General features: G+C 72.4%; 12 protein-coding genes. 8 read left to right on the forward strand and 4 right to left on the reverse strand.

The genetic code is table 11. The features are described from left to right. The first annotated feature begins 6 nt into the window (after positions 1-6). On the forward strand, positions 7-1,599 hold the full coding sequence (locus tag AB0C87_RS15810; protein ID WP_360578095.1) for a sialidase family protein: 1,593 nt from the start codon (positions 7-9) through the stop codon (positions 1,597-1,599). A gap of 72 nt (positions 1,600-1,671) precedes the next feature. Here the strand turns inward: AB0C87_RS15810 and AB0C87_RS15815 are convergent, their stop codons facing one another. Beyond that, positions 1,672-3,021, reverse strand: coding sequence for a TrpB-like pyridoxal phosphate-dependent enzyme (locus AB0C87_RS15815; protein ID WP_353833233.1), 1,350 nt, complete (start codon positions 3,019-3,021; stop codon positions 1,672-1,674). Position 3,022: 1 nt separating this feature from the next. Further along, entirely contained in the window at positions 3,023-3,307 is a 285-nt protein-coding gene (locus AB0C87_RS15820) for a phosphopantetheine-binding protein (protein WP_353833234.1), read from the reverse strand. Between the two features lie 482 nt (positions 3,308-3,789). Between AB0C87_RS15820 and AB0C87_RS15825 the strand changes: the two genes are divergently transcribed. The 4 genes from AB0C87_RS15825 to asnB are packed head-to-tail and all read left to right on the forward strand — an operon-like array spanning position 3,790 to position 9,183. Then, positions 3,790-4,968 carry an acyl-CoA dehydrogenase family protein gene (locus AB0C87_RS15825; RefSeq protein ID WP_345181433.1) on the forward strand — a complete coding sequence of 393 codons (1,179 nt, stop codon included), beginning with the start codon at positions 3,790-3,792 and terminating at the stop codon, positions 4,966-4,968. Further along, positions 4,965-6,530: an amino acid adenylation domain-containing protein gene (locus AB0C87_RS15830; RefSeq protein WP_353833235.1), complete on the forward strand. Its 1,566-nt coding sequence runs from the start codon at positions 4,965-4,967 to the stop codon at positions 6,528-6,530. Before AB0C87_RS15825 ends, AB0C87_RS15830 begins: the two co-directional genes overlap by 4 nt. Further along, complete coding sequence (locus AB0C87_RS15835; RefSeq protein WP_345181430.1) at positions 6,527-7,324, forward strand: alpha/beta hydrolase family protein; 798 nt, start codon at positions 6,527-6,529, stop codon at positions 7,322-7,324. The genes AB0C87_RS15830 and AB0C87_RS15835 overlap by 4 nt, the downstream gene beginning before the upstream one ends. A gap of 35 nt (positions 7,325-7,359) precedes the next feature. Then, the gene (gene asnB / locus AB0C87_RS15840; RefSeq protein ID WP_360578098.1) at positions 7,360-9,183 is read left to right on the forward strand and encodes an asparagine synthase (glutamine-hydrolyzing); all 1,824 of its coding nucleotides are present in this window, start codon (positions 7,360-7,362) and stop codon (positions 9,181-9,183) included. A 13-nt stretch (positions 9,184-9,196) separates the two neighbouring features. Here asnB and AB0C87_RS15845 read toward each other — a convergent pair whose 3' ends face one another. Together AB0C87_RS15845 and AB0C87_RS15850 are read right to left on the reverse strand one after the other, a co-directional pair. Further along, positions 9,197-10,831 (reverse strand): AMP-binding protein, encoded by a 1,635-nt coding sequence (locus tag AB0C87_RS15845; RefSeq protein ID WP_360578100.1) that lies wholly within the window; start codon positions 10,829-10,831, stop codon positions 9,197-9,199. Between the two features lie 114 nt (positions 10,832-10,945). Further along, positions 10,946-11,485, reverse strand: a complete 540-nt coding sequence (locus AB0C87_RS15850; protein ID WP_345181422.1) for a dihydrofolate reductase family protein — start codon at positions 11,483-11,485, stop codon at positions 10,946-10,948. Between the two features lie 125 nt (positions 11,486-11,610). Between AB0C87_RS15850 and AB0C87_RS15855 the strand changes: the two genes are divergently transcribed. The 3 genes from AB0C87_RS15855 (at position 11,611) to AB0C87_RS15865 (ending at position 20,346) form a co-directional block, all read left to right on the forward strand. After that, positions 11,611-14,466: an AAA family ATPase gene (locus tag AB0C87_RS15855; RefSeq protein WP_360578102.1), complete on the forward strand. Its 2,856-nt coding sequence runs from the start codon at positions 11,611-11,613 to the stop codon at positions 14,464-14,466. A gap of 199 nt (positions 14,467-14,665) precedes the next feature. Beyond that, positions 14,666-17,560, forward strand: a complete 2,895-nt coding sequence (locus tag AB0C87_RS15860) for a hypothetical protein (protein WP_360578104.1) — start codon at positions 14,666-14,668, stop codon at positions 17,558-17,560. Beyond that, positions 17,557-20,346 carry a protein-arginine deiminase family protein gene (locus AB0C87_RS15865; RefSeq protein WP_360578106.1) on the forward strand — a complete coding sequence of 930 codons (2,790 nt, stop codon included), beginning with the start codon at positions 17,557-17,559 and terminating at the stop codon, positions 20,344-20,346. The genes AB0C87_RS15860 and AB0C87_RS15865 overlap by 4 nt, the downstream gene beginning before the upstream one ends. Positions 20,347-20,364: the final 18 nt, after the last annotated feature.

The following is a 20,364-nucleotide window of genomic DNA, read 5'->3' on the forward strand; positions in this document are numbered from 1 at the left end:
ATGCGAATGCATCGAGGTATCTCCATCGCCATGGGCGCCCTGCTCGCGCTGGGGCTTCCGGGCGCCGTGGCGCACGCGAGCCCGTCCACCCCCTCGGCTCCGGACCGTCCCGACGTGATCGTCGCCCAGGCGGCGCCGGGCAAGAAGCTGCATTTCCCGAACATGGAGCGGCTCGGCGACGGGTCCCTCGTCGCGGTGGCGCGGGAGGGGGCCGGGCACACCGGGCAGGACGGCCGGCTGGTGATGCTCGACAGCCGGGACGGCGGCCGCACCTGGTCGCCGCCCGAGGCCGTCCACGACTCCCCGTACGACGACCGCGACCCGATGATCACCCAGCTCCGCTCGGGCAGGCTCCTGCTGAGCTGGTTCCAGATCGACTACTCGGTCGCGCCCCCCGAGCCGATGGGCGTGTTCGTCCGGCACAGCGACGACGGCGGGGCCAGCTGGTCCGAGCCCGCGGCGGTGCGGACCTCGATGAGCGGCGAGTCCGACATCGTCGACACCTACGAGCTGGGATGGGCGGCGAGCCACGGCCAGATCAAGGAGCTGCCCTCCGGCGAGCTGATCCTCCCCCTCTACGGCACGGTCCCCGACGACCGCTGGCAGCGCGCCACCGTCGTGCGCAGCCTGGACGGCGGCGCGTCCTGGCACGCGGGCACCGAGTCGCTGATCGCGTCCGCGCAGGGTACGCACTACCAGGAGCCCGTGCTCACCGTCCTGCGCGACGGGACCGTCCACGCCCTGCTGCGCATCGGCACGGGAGCCTCCACGATGGGCGCGGTCCATTCCCAGGAGTCCTGGTCGCGCGACGGCGGCCGCACCTGGACGCCCCCGGCCGAGATCGACCTGGTGACCTCCTCGGCCCACACCGAGGTCCTGCGGAACGGCGACGTCTTCCTCGCCTACGGCGACCTGTCGGGGCACTTCACCAACCGCCGAGGAACCGTCGGCGCCGTCCTGCGGCACCCCGACCGGCCGTGGACGGGTGCGCCGCGCGAGCTGGTGTACGACTCCGGGACCGGTGACCAGGCCAACCCCGCCGTCGCGGAGGTCTCTCCCGGCCGGGTCCTCGTGCTCGGCTTCGACTCCGACCGGAGCCAGCTGGTCGGTGACTTCGTCGATGTGGCGGGCATCCGGTCCGAGCCGGCGGACCCGCGCCGCGTGGACCTGGCCGCGCTGCACGCCGCGGGCCGGCTCGGGATCGACACCGACCTCGTGTACACGGCCCCGAGCCAGCCGAAGGTGGGGCGCACCGGGCCGATCGACGGCGTGGTCGGCTACTACGACGCCGCCTGGAAGGCCACGGCGGCCCCGGCCCAGTACACGATCACGTTCGACGAGCCGACCCGGGTCGCCGAGGCCGGCATGGCGCTCAAGCCGGGCCACGCCGAAGCGGCGCAGATCAAGGTCCGGACCGCCTCGGACGGCGCGTGGCACGCGGTCGGCGACCTCGACTACCGCGTGCGCTGGGGAGACGACCTCACCTGGTTCCGCGTCGACGCCGGCGCCCCGGTCGACAGGGTCCAGGTCGAGATCACCCGGTCCAGCGGCGCGGCCGTCCTGGCCGAGCTGGGCGTCCGCGCCCCCGCCGCTCCCTGACCCGCACGTCCCGACGGGACGAAGGCGGGGAGCCAGGTCGGCACGTCACCACCGGTGGCGTGCCGACGTCCGTCACAGCGATTCGATGAGGCGCAGGGACGCCTTGATCTCCTCGTCGGTGGGAGCGACGTCGACGGTCTGTCCGGAGAGGTGGCTCTCGTAGGCGCCGAGGTCCAGCAGTCCATGGCCGCTGAGTCCGACCAGGACGACCCGCTCCTCGCCCTCGTCGCGCGCCCGCACCGCCTCGTCGATCGCGGCGGCGACGGCGTGGGCCGACTCGGGGGCGGGAACGAGCCCTTCGGCCTTCGCGAACGCGGCGCCGCTCTCGAAGACGCGGGTCTGGGAGTAGGAGGTCGCCTCCACCATGCCGTTGTCGTACATGGCGCTGACGATCGGAGCGGCGCCGTGGTATCGCAGGCCCCCGGCGTGGATGTGGTAGGCCGTGAACGTGTGCCCCAGGGTGTACATCTTGACCGCGGGGGTCACACCGGAGTAGTCGGTGTAGTCCAGCATGTAGCTGCCCCTGGTCATCTTGGGGCACGCGTCGGGCTCCACCGCCAGGAACCGCGTCCCGCTGTTCTCCGCCAGCGCCGCCCGGTAGAAGGGGAAGGTCAGCCCGGCGAAATTGCTGCCCGCCCCCATCGCGCCGATCACGACGTCGGGGAACTCGCCGGCCAGCTCCATCTGCAGCAGGGCCTCCTCGCCGATGACCGTCTGGTGCATGAGGACGTGGTTCTCTCCGCTGCCGATCGAGAACCGCGCCTCCTTCCGGCCGTTGGCGTACTCGATCGCCTCGGCGTTGGCGATCCCGAGGGTGCCCGGCGAATCCGGGTCGGCGCGCAGGGCGGCCCTGCCCACCTCCGTCCTCGTGCTGGGGCTCGGGACGACCTCGGCGCCGTTCAACCGCATCAGCGTGCCCCGGTACGGCTTCTGCTCGTAGCTGGACCGCACCATGAACACGGTGCAGGCCATCCCGTACGGGTGGCAGGCCATCGCGAGCGCGGTGCCCCACTGGCCGGCGCCGGTCCCCGTCACCATCTCCCTGACGCCGGACCTGCCGTAGTAATAGGCCTGTGCCAGCGCGGTGTTTATCTTGTGGCTGCCGGACGGACTGGTGCCTTCGTACTTGAAATAGATGTGCGCCGGGGTGTCGAGGGCCTTCTCCAGCCTGGACGCCCGGAAAAGGGGTGTCGGGCGCCAGCGCTGGTACTCCGATCGAACGGGGCCGGGTATCTCGACGTAGCGCTCACGGCCGATGCTCTGGCGGTACATCGACAACGGCAGTTGCGGCTGCAGCGGCGCCGAACCGCCGTTCCTCGGCGGCGCCGGCCGTGCCGGGGGCACCTCGATCGGAAGGTCGGCGAGGATGTTGTACCAGTGCGTGGGAACGCGGTCACGGTCCAGTTCGAAAACATCGCGCATGTTACGCTTTTCCGCCCTCCGCGCCGATGATTCCGCTGATCATGTCGACAAGGCTTCCCACGTTCCTCAGTTCGGCGAGCATCACGTCCTCGTCGTCGATCTCGATGCCGAACTCTTTCTCGATCTCCACGAGGGTGTGCAGCAGGCTCAGGGAGTCCATGCCCACGACCGGCGAGTAGAGCGAGACCGTGTCGTCCAGGCGTTCGGGGGCGACGTCCAGATCGAGAACGCGGATCATGATGCTCTTGATCTGCGCCGACAGATCCGCGTTGCTGGCACGATCCATGGCATGCACCTCGTCTGCGGCGTCGGCCCGGGAATGGCGGGGGTGAGTCGGCAGGAGTGAGTCGGCAGGACGGGAATCGATACCCGCGGAGGGAGGGCGCCCGTTTCGGGGAACGGCGCATCGCTTACCGGCCACCTGGCCGTCCGAGCCCCGGTTCTTGCCGACGAACCGGTGGCAGGCCGTCCACGGCCGGAACGTTTTCCGCTTCGATTGGCTGACGGTCCGTACCGTACGACAGGCGTCCGGGGGGCGCAAGAGGCCGTACGGAGCTCTCCGCCGGCGGCCATTTGGCAGAAGTTGGGCTTCTCAAGATCGCTTCACGGATGCACAATGACAGCGATCGGTGCGGCGCGGCCGGGTTTCCCGTGGCCGCCTGGCGGACCGGAGGGGCGACGCTTGCGATTCCGCGCGGTGGTGGCGACCGTCCCGCCGCCGGCGATTCTCGATATGGCATGACATCCCGCTCGGGGGATTGGAGAGCCATGCGGTTCGAATGGGACGGCGACCAGGACGGGCTGTACCGCGTTTTCCGCGCGTTCGGCGAAGAGGCGCTGAGCAAGGACGTGACCGAGCGGGACAGGATCGGGCTGTTCAGCCGCGACGATTGGTCGCGGTGCGCCGAGCAGGGTGTGCTCGGCCTGATCCTGCCGTCCGAATACGGGGGATCCGGGTGCGGTCCCGTCGACTATGCGCACGCGATGGAGGGTCTCGGGCACGGCTGCCTCGACAACGGCCTCATGATGGCGATCGGCGCCCACGTCCTGGCCGTCGAGGTGCCGGTCTGGAAGTTCGGCGACGAGGAGCAGCGGCGCGCGTACCTGCCCGGGCTCGCCGCCGGCCGGCTCGTCGGGGCCAACGCGATGACCGAGCCGGGAAGCGGGTCGGACGCGCTGTCGCTCGCCACCACGGCCGAGCGCGACGGCGACTCCTACGTCCTGACCGGACGCAAGCGCTATGTGACGAACGCGCCCGTCGCCGACGTGTTCGTCGTCTACGCGACCGTCGACCCGGAGCTCGGATTCACCGGAGTCACCGCCTTCCTGGTCGAGCGCGGCGATCCCGGCGTCTCGGTGCACGAGCAGGCCGAGAAGATGGGTCTTCGCACCGCCCGCTGGGGCGAGGTCGAGCTGGACGGGTGCCGCGTTCCCGCCTCCCGGCGACTCGGTGCCGAAAGGCAGGGATCCGCCGTGTTCGCGCAGACGATGGCGTGGGAACGGGCGCTTCTGCTGGCGCCGTGGCTCGGCGTCATGGGGCGGGAGATCGAGGAGTGCACGCGCTTCTGCCGGCGGCGCCGCCAGTTCGGCAGGCACATCGGGCGCTACCAGTCGGTCTCCAACAGGATCGTCGACATGCGGATCCGCTGGGAGATCTCCCGCATGCTCCTGCACCGCGCCGCGGCGGAACTCGACGGCGCGGAGGCGAGCATCTTCCCCGAGGTCGGCAAGCTGTACGTGAGCGAAGCGGCGGCGGAGATCTTCACCAGCGCGATGCAGGTGTACGGGGCGCTCGGCTATTCCTCCGACGGGCGCGCCGAGCGCAATCTCCGGGACGCCCTCGGCATGACGATCTCCTCGGGCACCTCGGACATGCAGCGAGTGATCATCTCCGGGAAGCTCGGCCTCGCCTGGCCGGAATCCGAGGGAGGCGGGGAGGGAAGGTGAACGGTCTGAGCGACTGCCTGCGCCACTGGGCCGGAACGCGTCCGGAGGCCCCGGCGGTCGAGTTCCGAGGCGAGGCGCTGACCTACGGCGAACTGGACCGGCGCAGTTCGGCCCTCGCCCGCACGCTGGCCGAAGGCGGCGTCGTCCCCGGTGACAGGGTCGTCCTGTGGCTGCACAAGTCGATCGAGGCGGTCATCGCCGTCTACGGGGTGCTGAAGGCCGGCGCGGCCTACGTGCCCGTCGACCCGAGCGCGCCCTTCAAACGGGCCGGCCACATCATCGCCCACTGCGAGGCCGCCTGCGTGATCGCCCAGGAAGACCGGGTCGAATGGCTGCGGAAGAACTCCTCCTGCCGGATCGTGTCCACCGGTCCGGCCGCGGACGCGTCCGTCACCGGCTGGGAGGAGGCGCTCGCCGCCGCTCCGGCGGAGGGCGAAGCCGGACCCGACCTCGACCTCCACAGTCCGGCCTTCATCCTCCATACATCGGGATCGAAGGGCGTCCCCAAGGGCGTCGTGCTCTCCCACGGCAATGCCGGCGCGTTCGTGGAATGGGCGGTCGACGCATTCGGTCTGGGCCCCGCCGACCGGGTCTCCAGCCACGCGCCCTTTCACTTCGACCTGTCCGTGCTCGACCTGTTCGCGACGTGCAGGGCGGGCGGCTGCGTGGTGCTCGTCCCGGAGAGCCAGGTCGGGCTCGGGGGCGCCCTCAACAAGTTCGTCGCCGAGCAGCGCATCACCGTCTGGTACTCGGTTCCCGGAGCGCTGACCCGCATGCTGGCCGCGAAGAACAGCGGACTGCTGGCCGGGTCGCGGCTGCGGGTTGTCCTGTTCGCCGGTGAGACGTTCCCGATCGCCCGGCTCCGGCACCTGCACTCGCTCGTCCCGGAGGTCGGTTTCTACAACCTCTACGGCCCGACGGAGACCAACGTCTGCGTCTTCCACCGCGTCCGCGAGCCGGACGTCGCGGAGCACCGCCGGCAGCCCGTGCCGATCGGCCGCGCCTGCCCGTACGCGGCGACGTTCATCGTCGACGGGGCCGGGCGTCCGGTGGAGCACGAGCCGGGCGCGTCCGGGGAGCTGTGCGTCGCCGGAGACTCGGTGATGCTCGGCTACTGGCGCGACGACGACCTCACGGCGGAGAGGACCCTGTCGATCGCCCAGGCCGGCCTGGAGACGGTGCGCGCGTACCGGACCGGAGACCTGGTCCGGCTCGACGACGAGCTGAACTACGTCTTCTGCGGACGTGAGGACGACATGGTGAAGATACGGGGCCACCGCGTCGAGATCGGCGAGATCGAGGCGGTCCTGTCGGCCGCGGACAACGTCCGGGAGGCCGCGTGCGTGGCGGTCGACGACGGCACCGGGGAACGGGTCGTCGAGGCGTACGTGGTCCCCGAGACGCACCCGCTCGACGTCTCGGCCGTGCGCCGGCACTGCCTGGCCGAGATCCCGCGCTACATGGTCCCGGAGCGGTTCCACGTCAGGACCGCGTTCCCGGTCACCGGCACCGGGAAGATCGACAGGAAGCGGCTGGGAGAGACCCGGGCGGATCCGCGATGAAAGTCCTGACCGAGACGTGGCGGAGCGCGTCGATCGGCCGGGAGAAGTCGGTGAACGTCCTCCTGCCGTCCCGGTACTCGTCGACCGGCCGCGCGTTTCCGGTGCTGTACCTCCTGCACGGCTTCGGCGGCAACCGGAACACATGGCTCCAGTGCGGCGACCTCTCGACCGTCGTGGATTCGGCCGGGCTGGTCGTGGTCCTCCCCGAATCCGGACGCTCGTGGTTCATCAACGACGCCCGGGGGCGGCGCTACGAGGACTACCTCGTGCACGAGGTCGTCGGCCATGTCGATGACGCCTTCAACACCGTGGCGTCCCGGGACGGGCGAGGCGTCGGCGGGTTCTCCATGGGCGGGGCCGCCGCCCTCTACCAGGCGTTGCGGCACGGTGAGGTGTTCTCGGTGGTGTGCAGCAACGCGGGCGCCTTCGAGGCCCCCCTGCGCGAAGGCGACCCCTACGACCACCTGCGGGACGGGCAGAGGCTGGCCATGCCGACCACGAGGGACCACGAGCGCGTCTGGGGGCCGGTCGGCAGCGAGGTCCGGCGCGAGTACGACCCGTACCGCGCGCTCCGGGACCGGGACGCGAAGCACCCGATCGAAGTGCATCTCGACGTCGGCCTGGACGACTATCCCCGCATGATCGGCATGAACCGGAGAATGCGCGCGGCCCTCGCGGCCGGCTCCGTTCCCCACCGCTACCGGGAACGGCCCGGCGGGCACGACTGGGAGTTCGTCAACGCCGGCCTTCCCGACCTCTTCGCGTTCGCGCGGAGCCGCCTCCTTTCCGCCTGACCCGCGCAGCCAAGAGGACAACGGAAGGAGCGCACATGTGCGGCATAACCGGATGGGCCGACTGGACGCGGGACCTCTCCGCGCAGGGCCCCGTCGTGACCGCCATGACGCGGACCCAGGCGCCACGCGGCCCCGACGACGAGGGGACGTGGCTGTCCCGCCACGCCGCACTGGGCCACCGGCGGCTCGCCGTCATCGACATCGAGGGCGGGCGGCAGCCCATGCGGCGGGACGGGCGCGACGGCGAGCCGGTCGTCATCACGTTCAGCGGCGAGATCTACAACTTCCACGAGCTCCGTGCGGAGCTGCGCTCCGCCGGCTGGGCGTTCAGCACCCGGTCGGACACCGAAGTGCTGCTGACGGCCTACCTCCAATGGGGCGCGGATCTCGTCACGCGCCTCAACGGAATGTACGCCTTCGCCATCTGGGACGAACACGCGCGACGGCTGCTTTTGGTGAGGGACCGGCTCGGCATAAAACCGCTCTACTACGCCCGGCTGGGCGACGGGATCATCTTCGGGTCGGAGCCCAAGGCGCTGCTGGCCCATCCCGAGATGAAGGCCGAGGTGGATCTGGAGGGCCTCGCCGAGCTGACGGCCGTCCCGCGCGCGAGGACGCCCGGCCACGCCGTCTACCGCGGGATGCGGGAGCTCAAGCCGGGGTGCCTGGTCGTCGCCGACGCCTCCGGATGCCGCGAGAGCCGGTACTGGCGGCTGGAGGCCCGCCCCCACACCGAGGACTTCCGCGCGACGACGGACGAGGTACGCTCCCTGCTCACCGACATCGTCAGGCGCCAGATCGTGGCGGACGTGCCGGTCGGCACGCTGCTGTCCGGAGGGATCGACTCCAGCGCGATCACGGCCCTGGCGGCGCGGGAGTTCGCGGGGGAGCTGACCAGCTACTCGGTGAGCGTCCCGGCGCCGGCGCGCCCGGGCAGCGACCTGTGGCGGCCCAGCCCGGACGAGCCGTACGCGCGCCTGGTCGCCGAACGGCTCGGCCTCAAGCACTCCGTGGTCCGGGTCGGCACCGGCGCTCTCGTCGAGGGGCTCGACCGCGGGCTGCGGGCGCGCGACCTCCCCGGCTGGGGCGATCTCGACATCTCGATGTACCACCTGTTCAGCGGGGTCCGGGAAGACTGCACGGTCGCGCTGTCGGGGGAGTCGGCCGACGAGATGTTCGGCGGCTACGCCTGGCAGGTCGACGACCGGTACGTCCGGCACACCTCGTTCCCCTGGATGTACGCGCGGCGCCAGCCGCAGTTCCTGCTCCGCGAGGAGGTGAGGCGCGCGATCCGGCCGGAGGAGTACGAGGCCGACCGCTACCGGGAGGCGCTGGCGGAGGTCCCGCACGTGGACGGGGAGGACCGCACCGGACGCAGGCAGCGGGAGGTCTTCCACCTCGGCCTGACCCGCTGGCTGGGCGCGCTGCTGGACCGCAAGGACCGGATGAGCATGGCCGTCGGCCTCGAGGTACGGGTCCCCTTCGCCGACCACCGGCTCGCCGAGTACCTGTTCAACGTGCCCGCGGACATGAAGGCCGACGGGGGGACGGAGAAGGCGCTGCTGCGCCGGGCGTGCGCGGACCTGCTCCCGGAGGAGATCGTGAACAGGCCCAAGAGCGCCTACCCGGCCAGCCGGGACCCCGGCTACGTCGAGACGCTGAAGAACCTGGTCATCGAGATGATCGACGAGCCGGGCGCGCCGCTGTTCGACCTCATGGACCGGGCGAGGGTCCACCGGGCGGTCACCTCCGAACTGGACGCGCTGCCCGGCCCGATCACCGCCCGGACCTCGGCGATCGGCCTGTCCTACCTGCTCGAACTGAACCGGTGGCTCACCCGGGTCCGCGTCGTGGCGTGACCCGGCGCGGCCGTCACCCCCGCGTCCCCTCCGGCCGCGCGTAGCGCCGGCGCAGCTCCTCCTTCCGGATCTTCCCCGTCGCGGTCGTGGGCAGGACCTCCAGGAGTTCGAGCCGCCGCGGCCAGTACGCCTTGGTCATCCCGGCCTCGTCCAGGGAGCTCTGCAACTCCTCCAGGGTGACCGGGGAGGCCGCGGAGACCGGCGTCACCACCGCGCAGATCGTCTCGTCCTCGTGCTCGTCGGGGATGCCGATGACCGCGACGTCGCGCACGCCCGGATGCCGTCCGATGATCGACTCCAGGTCGGTGACCGGCGCGATGTTCGCGTTGCGCAGGATCATGTCCTTGGCCCGGCCGGTGATCCGGATGCCGCCCCGGCCGTCCGGCCGGGCCAGGTCTCCGGTGTTGAACCATCCGTCCTCGTCGAGGTCGGCGGCGTACAGCTCGTCCCGCCGGTAGTAGCCGAGGCACTGCGTCGGCCCCCGCACCCACAGCACGCCCTCGCCCCCGGTCCGGTCCGACACGGGGTCGATCCGCAGCTCCATGTCGGAGATGGGACTCCCGTCGCTGTGGGCGGCCCAGTCCTCCGGATCGTCCGGGCGGGTGATCGTCACCGGGCCGTTCTCGGTCATGCCCCACAGCGAGTGCAACCGCAGCCCGAAGACGCTCGCGGTCTCGGCGATGAAATACGGGGGGATCGGTGCCGAGCCGCTGACCAGCCACGCCAGTGCGGGCAGCGCGCGCGGCGCGGACCGCTGCTCCTTGATCAGGCTCAGCAGGTAGAAGGGGGCGCAGTAGAAGAACGTGACCCCGTGCCGGGCCATGAGGTCGAGGGCGTCGCCGGGGTCCTTGGCGTCCTGGAACGCCATGGTGCCGCCCAGCGTCAGCGGCATCAGCATGCCCTGCACGACACCGGTGTAATGCGTGTAGAGCGCGGTGGTGTACATGACGAGCGTCTCGTCGAGGCCGAAGGTCTCCGCCTCGCCGCGAACGGCGGCGTACAAGGTGTTCTGGCTGTGCAGGACCCCTTTGGGATCGCTCGTCGTGCCCGAGGTGAACAGGACCAGGTACGGGTCGTCGGGCCCGAGCTCCCGCTCGTCGAGCAGGTGGCCGTGCCGCTCCTCCCAGGCGGTCCCGAAGAAGAACGACTCGAAGTCCTCGGTGCCGTCCGGCCCCTGCCCGTCCGCGACGAACACGCGCTCCAGGGACGGCAGCTCCGCGGCCAGCTCGGCGCCGAGCTCGCCCAGCCGGTCGCCGTTGTCCTCCTCCATGGTGACGAGGACCCGCGCCTCGGTGACGCGCAGCATGACGTCGAGCTCGCGGCGCCGGTAGGTCTTCATGAGGGGGCAGTACACGACCCCGGCCCGGATGCAGCCGAGCGTGATCGCGGCGAGTTCCCACCGGTCGGTGAGCTGGGCCGCGAACACGTCCCCGGGCCGCAGGCCGAGCTCGACCAGAGCGCCGGCGCACCGGTCGGCGGCGGCGGCGAGCCGCGCGTAGTCGAGCCGGTGCGTCCGCCCGTCGGACTGGCGCCTGGTGACGGCCGCCGCCTTTTCCGGCCTTTCGCGCACGTGCCGCCGGAGGTCGTCGAGAAAGGTCTCGTCCCGCCACCAGCCGCGGTCACGGTAACTCGCAGAGGTCGGGGTCATGCCTGCACCACCATCACATCTTCGGGAAGGGTGGACGGTCCGCGCGGAATTGGAGATCAACATAACCCGGATTCCCGCCCGGTCACCACCCTTGGAACCGCGCCCGAATTCCGGTCAGGCGCGGTCGCGGACCAGCGAGTACCGGTGCTCGACGGACCCGTCGGGGAAGGTGCGGGAGCCGGTGAGCTGGAGGGGGGCGGCGCCGCTCTTCTCCATGGTGAGCCGGAGGCCGTCGCCGAGGAGGATGGGCATGACGACCACGCCGAGTTCGTCCAGCGCGTCGATGTCGCGGAACGCCTGGATGGTCTGCCGGCCGCCGACCAGGTGGACGTCGCCGGTGAAGTCCGCCTCCCGCATGAGACGGAGCAGTTCGGCCGGGTCCGAGGCGGACACGACGCCGTCGGGGGTCCCCTCCGGGAGGGGACCGCCGGTGAGCACGAAGACCCGGAGGTTCGGCCACGGCCAGTGCGACGACCCCACCGCGGGCGCGAAGGTGTTGCGGCCCATGACCACCGCGCCGCAGTCGGCGATGAACTCCGGATGGCCGTGCGAGACGCCGGACTCGAAGTCCGGTGCGGTGAGGATGGTGGGCAGCCCGTCCGGTGAGGCGATGAAACCGTCGACGCTGACGGCCATGTGTGTGCGGATGCGCATGGGGGATCCCTTTCGGTCTGGTGTCCCTCCAGAATCTCGGGCACGGGGGGCGAGCACATTGGGCTGATGCCCAAGGCGGACCGTCATCGCCTCTTCAGATTTCGGGCGCGGGCTATTCTGTGGCGATGGCGAGCCGTTTGGTGAGCCCGGTGCTGGTGGGCAGAGGGCCGGAGCGTGCGGCACTTCTGGCCGCGTACGGCGAGGCCCGGCACGCGGCGACCGTGGTGCTCGTCGGCGGCGAGGCCGGCATGGGCAAGACCAGGCTGGTGCGGGACTTCACGTCCGGGCTGGGGTCCTCCGCGCGAACGGTGGTGGGCGGCTGCACCGATCTGGGCATGGACGGGCCGCCGTTCGGCCCCTTCGTGACGGCCCTGCGCCGGCTGGTGCGGGCGATGGGCGTCCCCGCGGCGACGAGGCTGCTCCCGGGCGGCGGCAGGCGGGGGCTGGCCCGGCTGCTGCCGGAGCTGGGCGAGGACGACGGTGACCCGGACCGCGCCCTCGGCCGTGCCCGGCTCTTCGAGGAGATCCTCCTGCTGCTGGAGGGCGGCGCGGCCGACCGGCCGCTGGTCGTGGTCCTGGAGGATCTGCACTGGGCCGACCGCTCGACCGGCGAGCTCCTGGCCTTCCTCGCGCAGAACGTCGGCGGACCGGGCCTGCTGCTCGTCGGGACGTACCGGCCCGACGAGATCACCGCCGCGCATCCGCTGCGGCCGCTGGTCTCGCGCGTGGAGGGCGTCCACCGGATCGCGCTGGCGGGGCTGACCCGTGACGCGGTGGCGCAGCAGGTCGGCGCGCTGCTCGACCACGAACCCGACGAGCCGCGGGTGGAGCGGATCTTCCGCCGCAGCGGCGGGAACCCGCTGTTCGTCGAGGCGCTGGTGGACGCCGGCGACGCCCCGGTCCGGTCGTTGCGGGAACTGCTGCGGACGGACGTCGAGCGCCGAGCCGAGCCGAGCCGGCGGGTCGTGCACGCGGCCGCGGTGGCGGCCGGGCCCGTGGAGCACGCCCTGCTGGCCGCGCTCACCGGGATGGGCGACCTGGAGTTCGAGGACGCGCTCCGGCCGCTCGTGCGCCGCAGGCTCCTGGACGTGGTCGAGGGCGGGTACGCCTTCCGCCGCGACCTGATCCGCGAGGCGGTCTACGACGGACTGCTGCCCGGCGAGCGCGTGCGGCTCCACCGGCGCTGCGCCGAGGCGATCAGCGCCGACCCGCGGCTGGTCCCCGCCGATCGCGCGCTGATCGAGATCGCCGTGCACTGGTACGCGGCCGGCGAGGACGCCCGCGCCGCCGAGGCCGCCTGGCGGGCCGCCGAGTCGGCCCGCAGGGCGTACGCGTACGCGGAGCGCCACCGCATGCTCGACCGCGTCCTGCGGCTGTGGGACCGGTTGCCGGACCTGCCGGACCGGATCGGCGCCGACCGGGCCGCGGTCCTGGAGATGGCCGCCGAGGCCTGCCTGAACGCGGGCGAACTGGAGGCCGGGATCGCCGTGGCGACCGCCGCGCTGGACGAGTCGCCCGGCCCCGAGCGCGCCGCCGCGCTGCTGGAGATCCGGGCGGCGCTGCGCGACCGCAACGGCGAGGATCCGCTGCCCGACCTGGTGAGGGCCGTCCGGTCGCTGCCGCCGGCCCCGCTCTCGGCGGTGCGCGGCCGGCTGCTGGCCGAGCTGGCCACCGCCCAGCGCAACCACCGCCGGTTCGCGCCGGCCCGGGCGGCGGCCGAGGAGGCGCTGGAGATCGGGCGGCGGACCCGTGACCGCGCCGTCCAGGCGAGGGCGCTCGTCACGCTCGGCGCGCTGGCCGCGGCCGGGGCGGACCCGGCGACCGCGAGCGACCTGTTCGGCCAGGCCGGCGCGGCCGCCGCCGACGCCGGGGCGCACGACACCCGGCTCCTGGTGGCGGCCACCGAGTCGGACGCCCTGGAGGCCGCCGGCGAGCATGCCCGGGCGGCGCGGGTCGCGCGCGAGGGGATGGCCCTCGCGGACGGCCTCGGGCTGGCCCGTACCCGCGGCACGCTCCTGGCGCCGAACCTGTCGGAGTCGCTGCTCTCGCTCGGTCGCTGGGCCGAGGCGAGCGAGGTCAACCGGAACGCCCTGAGCCTGGCGCCGCCGCCGCTCTACCAGGCGTACCTGCGGGTGATCCAGGCGACCGTCGACCTCAGGCGGGGAGACCTGGACCGGGCCGGGGCGGCGGCCGGGCAGGCCAGGGCCGCCATGCGCGGCAACAGCCGCGGAGAGGAGTCGTGCCTGGAACCCGATCTGCTGGACTGCCGGCTGGCCCGCGTCAGGCAGGACGCCGGGGCGCTGACCGCGGTCGTCGGCCACGTCCTCGACGACCACGACCTGCTGGCCAGCCCCCGGTACGGCTGGCCCCTGCTGCTCGCCGCCGCGCAGGGCCTGAACGACCACCGGCGGGCCGGGGGCTCGATGGAGCGGCTGATCACCTGGGCCGGGAAGCTCACGGTCGGCGGCCGGCTCCAGCGGGCGTACCAGGTGACGTTCGAGGCCGAGGCGGGAGAGCCCGGCCTCGGCGCATGGCACCGGGCGATTGCGGCGTGGCGCGACCTGGAGCAGCCGTACGCCCTGGCCGAGACCCTGGTGCGCGCCGCACGCGCGGCCCTGTCGGCCCAGGACAGGAAGCAGGCCGCCGTCCTACTGGCCGAAGCGACGTCGATCGCGACCGGCCTGGGGGCGGCTCCTCTGCGCGCCGAGGCCGAGAAGCTGGCCAGGCGGTCCCGGCTGACCTCCGGCGCGGCCGCCCCGCCCGCCCGGCGGGAGGCCCCGGCCGGGCTCACCGGCCGCGAGCTCGAAGTACTGGAGCTCGTGGCCGCCGGGCTGAGCAACCGCCAGATCGGCGAGCGGCTGTTCATCTCCGCCAAGACCGCCGGCGTCCATGTGTCGAACATCCTGGCCAAGCTGGGTGTCACGACCCGTCTCGAAGCCGCCGCATGGGCCCACCGAACCCGCCTTTTCGACGCGAGGTGACCGCCGGCGGGAGTGATGTTCGGGGTTTTCCTGGACCGCGCGGCACCATCCGGCCACTGGAAAGAGTGGTTTCCACGATGTAGTGCGGCGACTACTCAGCGCACTCTGCGGTGAGCCGAGTCTCACAGCCGTCCACCAGAGCGGCGGCCGGGAAGACCGTGGAGGAACCTCGATGGCGAGTGAAGGCATATTCCGGTTCATGACCGTGCGCCCGGCGCGCAGGCAGGCGACCCTGGCCGGGATGCCGGTCATGGTCGAGACGTCCGACCTCTACCGGCGGCTGGCCGAGGCCGCGGCGGAGGGCGCCGACCGGGAGAGGCTCCGCGAGATGGCGAGCGGTCCCGCCCGGCCGGACGCGGCCGCGCGCACCGCCGGCCTGGACCTCGCCCCCCTGCGGGCCTGGTTCTACGCGAACGAGAAGAGCACGCTGGGCGAGGCCGACCTGGACGGCTGCGTCTCGCGGGCCTACGGGCGGTCCCTGGCCGAGCTGGTCGACGCGCCGGAGTTCGCCGCGGCCCGGGCCGAGCTGAGCGACCGGCTGCTGGCGGCGGCGCTCCGCGGCGACGTCGAGGGGACCGCCGAGCGGGATCTGCTCGACGCCAAGCTTCTCTCGCTGGCCGCCTCGGCCGGGGCGGCCGGGCAGGAGCGATCACTCGGCGACGTCATGAGCACGCCGGCGACGCTGCCCTCGTTCCTGGGGCGACTCGCGCCGGCTCCGCCGTCCGCGCCGGCGCCGCCCGTCCCGGCAGAGCGCGACGACGGGGAGAGGGCCTGGCTGGACGACCTGGGCCGCGCGCACCGCGAGCTGCTCAGGCTGGTCCACGACGGCAGGCACCTGGTGTTCTCGTCGGTGACCGCCGCGGCGGCCCCGGGCGCCGCCGCCGAGGCCCCGGAGGCGGCGAGCGCCGAGCCGATGCTCTCCGCCGACGCCGTGGCGGGGCTCAGCGAGGAGACGCGGGGAGTGCTGGACCGGCTGGGGCTGCTCGCCGGCGACCTGCGGCCGTTCCGGGCGATCCCCGCGGTCGAGGCCGAGCTGCACCACGCCGCCGGGCAGGCCGCGGCGGACGTCCGGCCGACCGGGACCCTGGCCTTCGACGGGGGCGAGATCGACCTGGACCGGTTCCACCGGGCCATGAGCGCCCGGGGCGAGGGGCTCGCCGCCGGGCCGCCGCCGCCCGCGCCGCAGCACTCCGCCGCCGGGGTGGCCGACCTGCTGGTGGTGCGGCAGAAGATCAAGGCTTACGAGCTGGGGGAGTTCGCCCACGTCGAGAACATCATGGCGGGGGAGACGCGGGAGCGTTCGACCCGCCGGCTCACCCAGGTGGAGGTGACCACGGAGGACGAGACGGAGACCGAGACCGAGAAGGAGCGGGACCTGCAGTCCACCGAGCGGGACGAGCTGCAGAACGAGGCGGAGAAGCACGTCAAGAGCCAGCTCGACATCGAGGCCGGGCTCCAGGTGAGCGGCAGCTACGGCCCGGCCGCGTCGTTCTCCTCCAGCGTCAAGGCCGGAAGCTCGACCTCCACCGAGGAGTCCCAGCGCAAGGCGTCCTCGTTCTCGCAGGAGGTCACGCAGCGCACGGCGGAGAAGGTGCGCGAGCGCGTCCGCAGCCTCGTCCGGCGGCGGACGCTGGAGGAGTTCGAGGAGACCAACCGGCACGCGTTCAGCAACAGCTTCGCCAAGCACGTCCGCGGCATCTACCGGTGGCTGAACAAGGTCTACGACGCGCAGGTCTTCAACTACGGCCAGCGGTTCATGTTCGACTTCGTGGTGCCCGAGCCGGCGGCGTACTACCTCTACGGCCTGGTGGAGAACCCGCCGCAGGACAGCGAGCTGGTGAAGCCGCAGGCGCCGGCCATGTCCGACGGGCAGCCCCTGCGGCCGTCCTACCTGACCCGCGGCAACTACACCGAGTTCGTCGCCCGCTACCGCGTCGTCAACGCGCCCGCTCCGCCGCCGTCGACCCGCACGGTCACGTTCTTCGACAAGCAGGACGGCACCACCACGACCAACTTCGGCCGCGCCGGGAAGATCGACATACCGGAGGGGTACGCCGCCAAGAGCGTGACCGTGCAGGCGACCCATCTGTTCGAGGCCGGCAGTGTGCACAACTTCCACATCGTGATCGGCGGCCAGCTGTACATCTACACCGACATCTTCGGCGCCAAGAGCGGGACGGCCTCCGGGGAGAAGGAGCTCTCCGTCTCGATCGCCGTGACGGCCCTGTGCTGGTCGGTCGGCGTGGACGTGGAGTGCGTCGTCACCGCGGAGGCGGAGGCCCGATGGCAGCAGTCGGTCTACGACGCCGTCATCGCCGCCTACCAGCAGCAGCTCGCGGAGTACAACGAGAGGGCCGCGCAGCGGGAGCTCCAGCGCAGCACCAACCAGCAGTTCGGCCGCAACCCGCTGGTCAACCGGCGGGTGGAGCGCGACGAGCTGAAGAAGTGGGTCATCATGATGCTGGCCAAGAAGCCCGACCTGAACCTCGACTCCTTCCAGCCGCCGGTGCCCAAGACCCCGCCCGAGCCGGTTCTCGACCTCGACAAGGCCAACGCCAACGGCAAGTACATCCGGTTCCTGGAGAACGCCTTCGAGTGGCAGAACATGCTCTACGTCTGCTACCCCCACATGTGGGGCCGGCGGGCCCGGTGGATCTCCGCGCTGAACATCACCGACCCGGACGCCGACTTCGCCGCCTTCCTGCGCGCCGGCGCGGCGCGCGTGCAGGTGCCGGTGCGGCCCGGCTTCGAGAGCGCCGTCGCCTACTTCGTGTACACCGGCAACATCTGGGACGGCAACGACGTTCCGCGGATCGACGATGAGCTGTACGTGCCGATCATCGATGAGATCACCACCAACCTCGGCAAGCTCGACAACGGCGTGCCGTACCCGGCGAACTCCAAGCCCTGGGAGGTGGTCATCCCCACCGACCTGGTGCTGGTCCAGGACGTCTCGGACGTGCCCCCGCTGCGGGACGCGCTGAAGCCCTCCGCCCCGGTGGCGCTGGCGGACGGGGAGACCGGCCGGGGCGAGGGGGCCGCGGACGCTCCCGCCGGGTCCGGCGCCGGGCACGAGGCCGCGAGCGGTCGATGACCGCCTACCGGCTGCACGCCGACTTCGACCGCGACGGCAGGCTCTCCGCGCGGCCGGGCGAATGGGCGCGGCGGCAGGCGCCGCCGGGGGCCCTGGTCCGTGCCAACCTGGACGACGACGCCCGGCGGCTGCCCACGACGGTCACCCGCGGCGACCCCGTCCGGCTGGACCGCGAGCTGCCGGTGAAGACGGCCGGGGACGACGAGCCGGCCGGGCTGCTCGTGGAGGAGGTCACCGCGGCCCCCGGCCCGCTGTTCGTCGTGCTGCGGGTCGCGGACGCCGCGCGATGCGCGGTGGTCGACGCCACCGGCAGGCGGCTCGCCGGGGCCGCCGGGGCGGGGAACCGGGTCCGTTTCCGGCTGCCGGTCGCGCCGTTTCCCCGCAGGCTGGCGCTGGAGGCGGTGGACCTTCCGGCCGCTCCGCCGGCCGCCGCGGCGCTCAGCGGACCGGCTCCGGGGCTCCCGGACGGCCGGGTCACGGTGTGGCTGGAGCGCGACGACCCGGCCGGCACCGTCGTCGAGGACGAGGTGCTGTTCACCGTGTCCCCGCTCGTCCTCATCGGGAACGCGGGCGCGCTGGAACGGCTCTACATGTGCCAGGTCACCGCGGACGACCCGGCCAGGCCCCTGGACGACAACGGTCCCGCCGTCGCGGAGGTGCAGGCGGCGCTCCAGCCGCTCGGCGTGCCGCTGACCCTCGTCCCGATGGAGGTGCACGGCGGCGACAGCTGGATCCAGGACCAGTACCAGCTCGGCTTCACCGAGACGCCGGACGGGCCGACGCGCGTGCTCCTCCACACGCCGCGCACCCGTTCGGACGCCGCGCAGGGGGTCGTCGCGCCCAACCTGAGCTCGATGGTGACCGCCCACTTCCCGAGCCGGGACCTCGGGATCTGCCAGTCGTTCTGGGACCGGGAGCTGACCATCGCCTCCCCGGACGGCACGACCGGGCGGCTCGGCTTCGTCGGCAGCGACCGCGCCCTGGTGATCATGATCCGGGTCAAGATGCTGCGCCGGCAGCTGTTCGAGTCCATCGCGCGGATCGGCACCGACGTCGAGCTGAACACGACCGTGGCGGTGTTCGGCGACGCGACCGTCGAGTTCTTCCGCGCCCGCAACGAGCTGCCCGCGCTGGTCGGCCGGCTGAAGCAGGTCGCCAGGGCGGCGGCCGAACGTCCGGACTCGCCCTTCTACAAGCAGCACGACAAGCTCGGCCGGCTCGTCCAGAACGCGGAGAAGCAGGTCGAGGACGTCCGGCGGGAGATCCCGGTCCCGCAGGGCGCGCCCCAGCTCCGGCTGCGGCTGCCGGCCGTGGGGAAGCTGCCTCAGCAGGACTTCCTGATGTCCGAGGCGGAGGTGGGCCGCCTGGAGAAGCGCCTCCAGCAGTGGCACTCCAGCCACAACTTCGGCGGCAACATCGAGGTGGGGCCGCCGCACGCCAAGGCCCCGGCGGGCGTGGTGGTCGTCGGCAACCAGACCACGCCGCAGCCGGACGGCTCCACCGCGACCGACATGGACCCCGAGCTCCTGGCCTTCCTGCGCGGGCAGGCGCAGGGCCGCCAGCGAGTGCTGGAGGTCGACACCAGCTGGCTCGACGTCGGCCACGTGGACGAGGTGCTGGCGTTCGTCCCCGACCTGCGCGACCCGCAGAGCCCGAAGGGCGCCGTGCTGCGCTCCTCGCCGCTCGTCGCGCTGAAGCTCGTCGAGGCCGCACGGCAGGAGTTCATGGCGGGCCTCTCGCCGGGCGAGCTGACCCGGTACAAGAACTGGATCCCCACCCGCACCGGGCGGCTCACCTACGAGGGCGCGAACCCGGTCACCCATCTGCTCCGCGGCATGCAGTGGCTGCACCAGCACGAGAGGGGGCAGCTTCTGCCGATCGAACCGCCGGAGATCTACCTGTCGATGGCGAAGCGGTACCGGGACTTCGCCGGCCCGATCCCGAACTCCCCGCTCCCGCTGCCCGACTCGCCCTGGCAGCCGACCACCCCTCCGCTGCCGGCCGGCATCTCGATCTTCGAGCTGGACTTCTTCCGCGACGGGACGAACGAGGACCTGGAGGACCCCGAGCCGGCCGCTCAGCGGACGGGGCCGGACGGCGCGTCCATCCCGGCGAAGGGGCAGCTGACCGAGACCGAGGAGAAGCTCACCACCGAGTACGGCGCGCTCCCCATCCTCAAGCTCCCGGTCGTCTTCGACGACCGGTCGGCGCTCGCCGAGCAGACCGCCGCCTTCACCCCGAACCTGGCGAACCTCCAGGTCGCCGCCCCCTGGCTGCTGGTCCCGCGGCCGCACGGGCCGCGGATGGACGTCGAGGCGGCCGCCCGGGTGCTGCGCGCCGTGGCCGAGCAGGTCGGGGACGTGAAGGCGGCGCGCTTCACGCCGCAGTGGCTGCGCGCCCGCGGGCTCGACCGCACGGTCTACTGGGCGCGGCCCGGCTCGATACCGGGCGACCTCGCCGGGGACGACGCGCAGAAGCTGACCTCCGCCTTCCGCGACGGCTGGCCCAAGGAGGCCGACCGCGGGGAGATCCGGCAGCAGATCGTCCGGGCCAACCCCGGCGCGTTCGACTCGCGCGGCTTCCTCAGAGGGAGCGCCTGGCGGAAGCTGCAGATCCCCGAGCGGAAGGTCGACCTCTTCGAGGCCTGGACCGAGGCCGTCGCCGACCGGATCGGCTACCGGGTGACCTGGGTGGAGGCGTGGTACTACCACGTGCGCCTAGGCTCCATCCACTGCGGGACCAACGTGCTGCGCACCGCCCCAACCGGCCTGCGATGGTGGCGCTGAGGCCCGCCGGGGGCGGCG

It is taken from the genome of Actinomadura sp. NPDC048021 (assembly GCF_040653135.1).
Lineage (GTDB): Bacteria > Actinomycetota > Actinomycetes > Streptosporangiales > Streptosporangiaceae > Spirillospora > Spirillospora verrucosospora.

Bases quoted from the DNA above. Each gene is read 5' to 3' on its own strand.
- AB0C87_RS15810 (WP_360578095.1), top strand. From the start codon at position 7: ATGCATCGAGGTATCTCCATCGCCATGGGCGCCCTGCTCGCGCTGGGG.
- AB0C87_RS15815 (WP_353833233.1), bottom strand. From the start codon at position 3,021: ATGCGCGATGTTTTCGAACTGGACCGTGACCGCGTTCCCACGCACTGG.
- AB0C87_RS15820 (WP_353833234.1), bottom strand. From the start codon at position 3,307: ATGGATCGTGCCAGCAACGCGGATCTGTCGGCGCAGATCAAGAGCATC.
- AB0C87_RS15825 (WP_345181433.1), top strand. From the start codon at position 3,790: ATGCGGTTCGAATGGGACGGCGACCAGGACGGGCTGTACCGCGTTTTC.
- AB0C87_RS15835 (WP_345181430.1), top strand. From the start codon at position 6,527: ATGAAAGTCCTGACCGAGACGTGGCGGAGCGCGTCGATCGGCCGGGAG.
- asnB (WP_360578098.1), top strand. From the start codon at position 7,360: ATGTGCGGCATAACCGGATGGGCCGACTGGACGCGGGACCTCTCCGCG.
- AB0C87_RS15845 (WP_360578100.1), bottom strand. From the start codon at position 10,831: ATGACCCCGACCTCTGCGAGTTACCGTGACCGCGGCTGGTGGCGGGAC.
- AB0C87_RS15850 (WP_345181422.1), bottom strand. From the start codon at position 11,485: ATGCGCATCCGCACACACATGGCCGTCAGCGTCGACGGTTTCATCGCC.
- AB0C87_RS15855 (WP_360578102.1), top strand. From the start codon at position 11,611: ATGGCGAGCCGTTTGGTGAGCCCGGTGCTGGTGGGCAGAGGGCCGGAG.
- AB0C87_RS15860 (WP_360578104.1), top strand. From the start codon at position 14,666: ATGACCGTGCGCCCGGCGCGCAGGCAGGCGACCCTGGCCGGGATGCCG.
- AB0C87_RS15865 (WP_360578106.1), top strand. From the start codon at position 17,557: ATGACCGCCTACCGGCTGCACGCCGACTTCGACCGCGACGGCAGGCTC.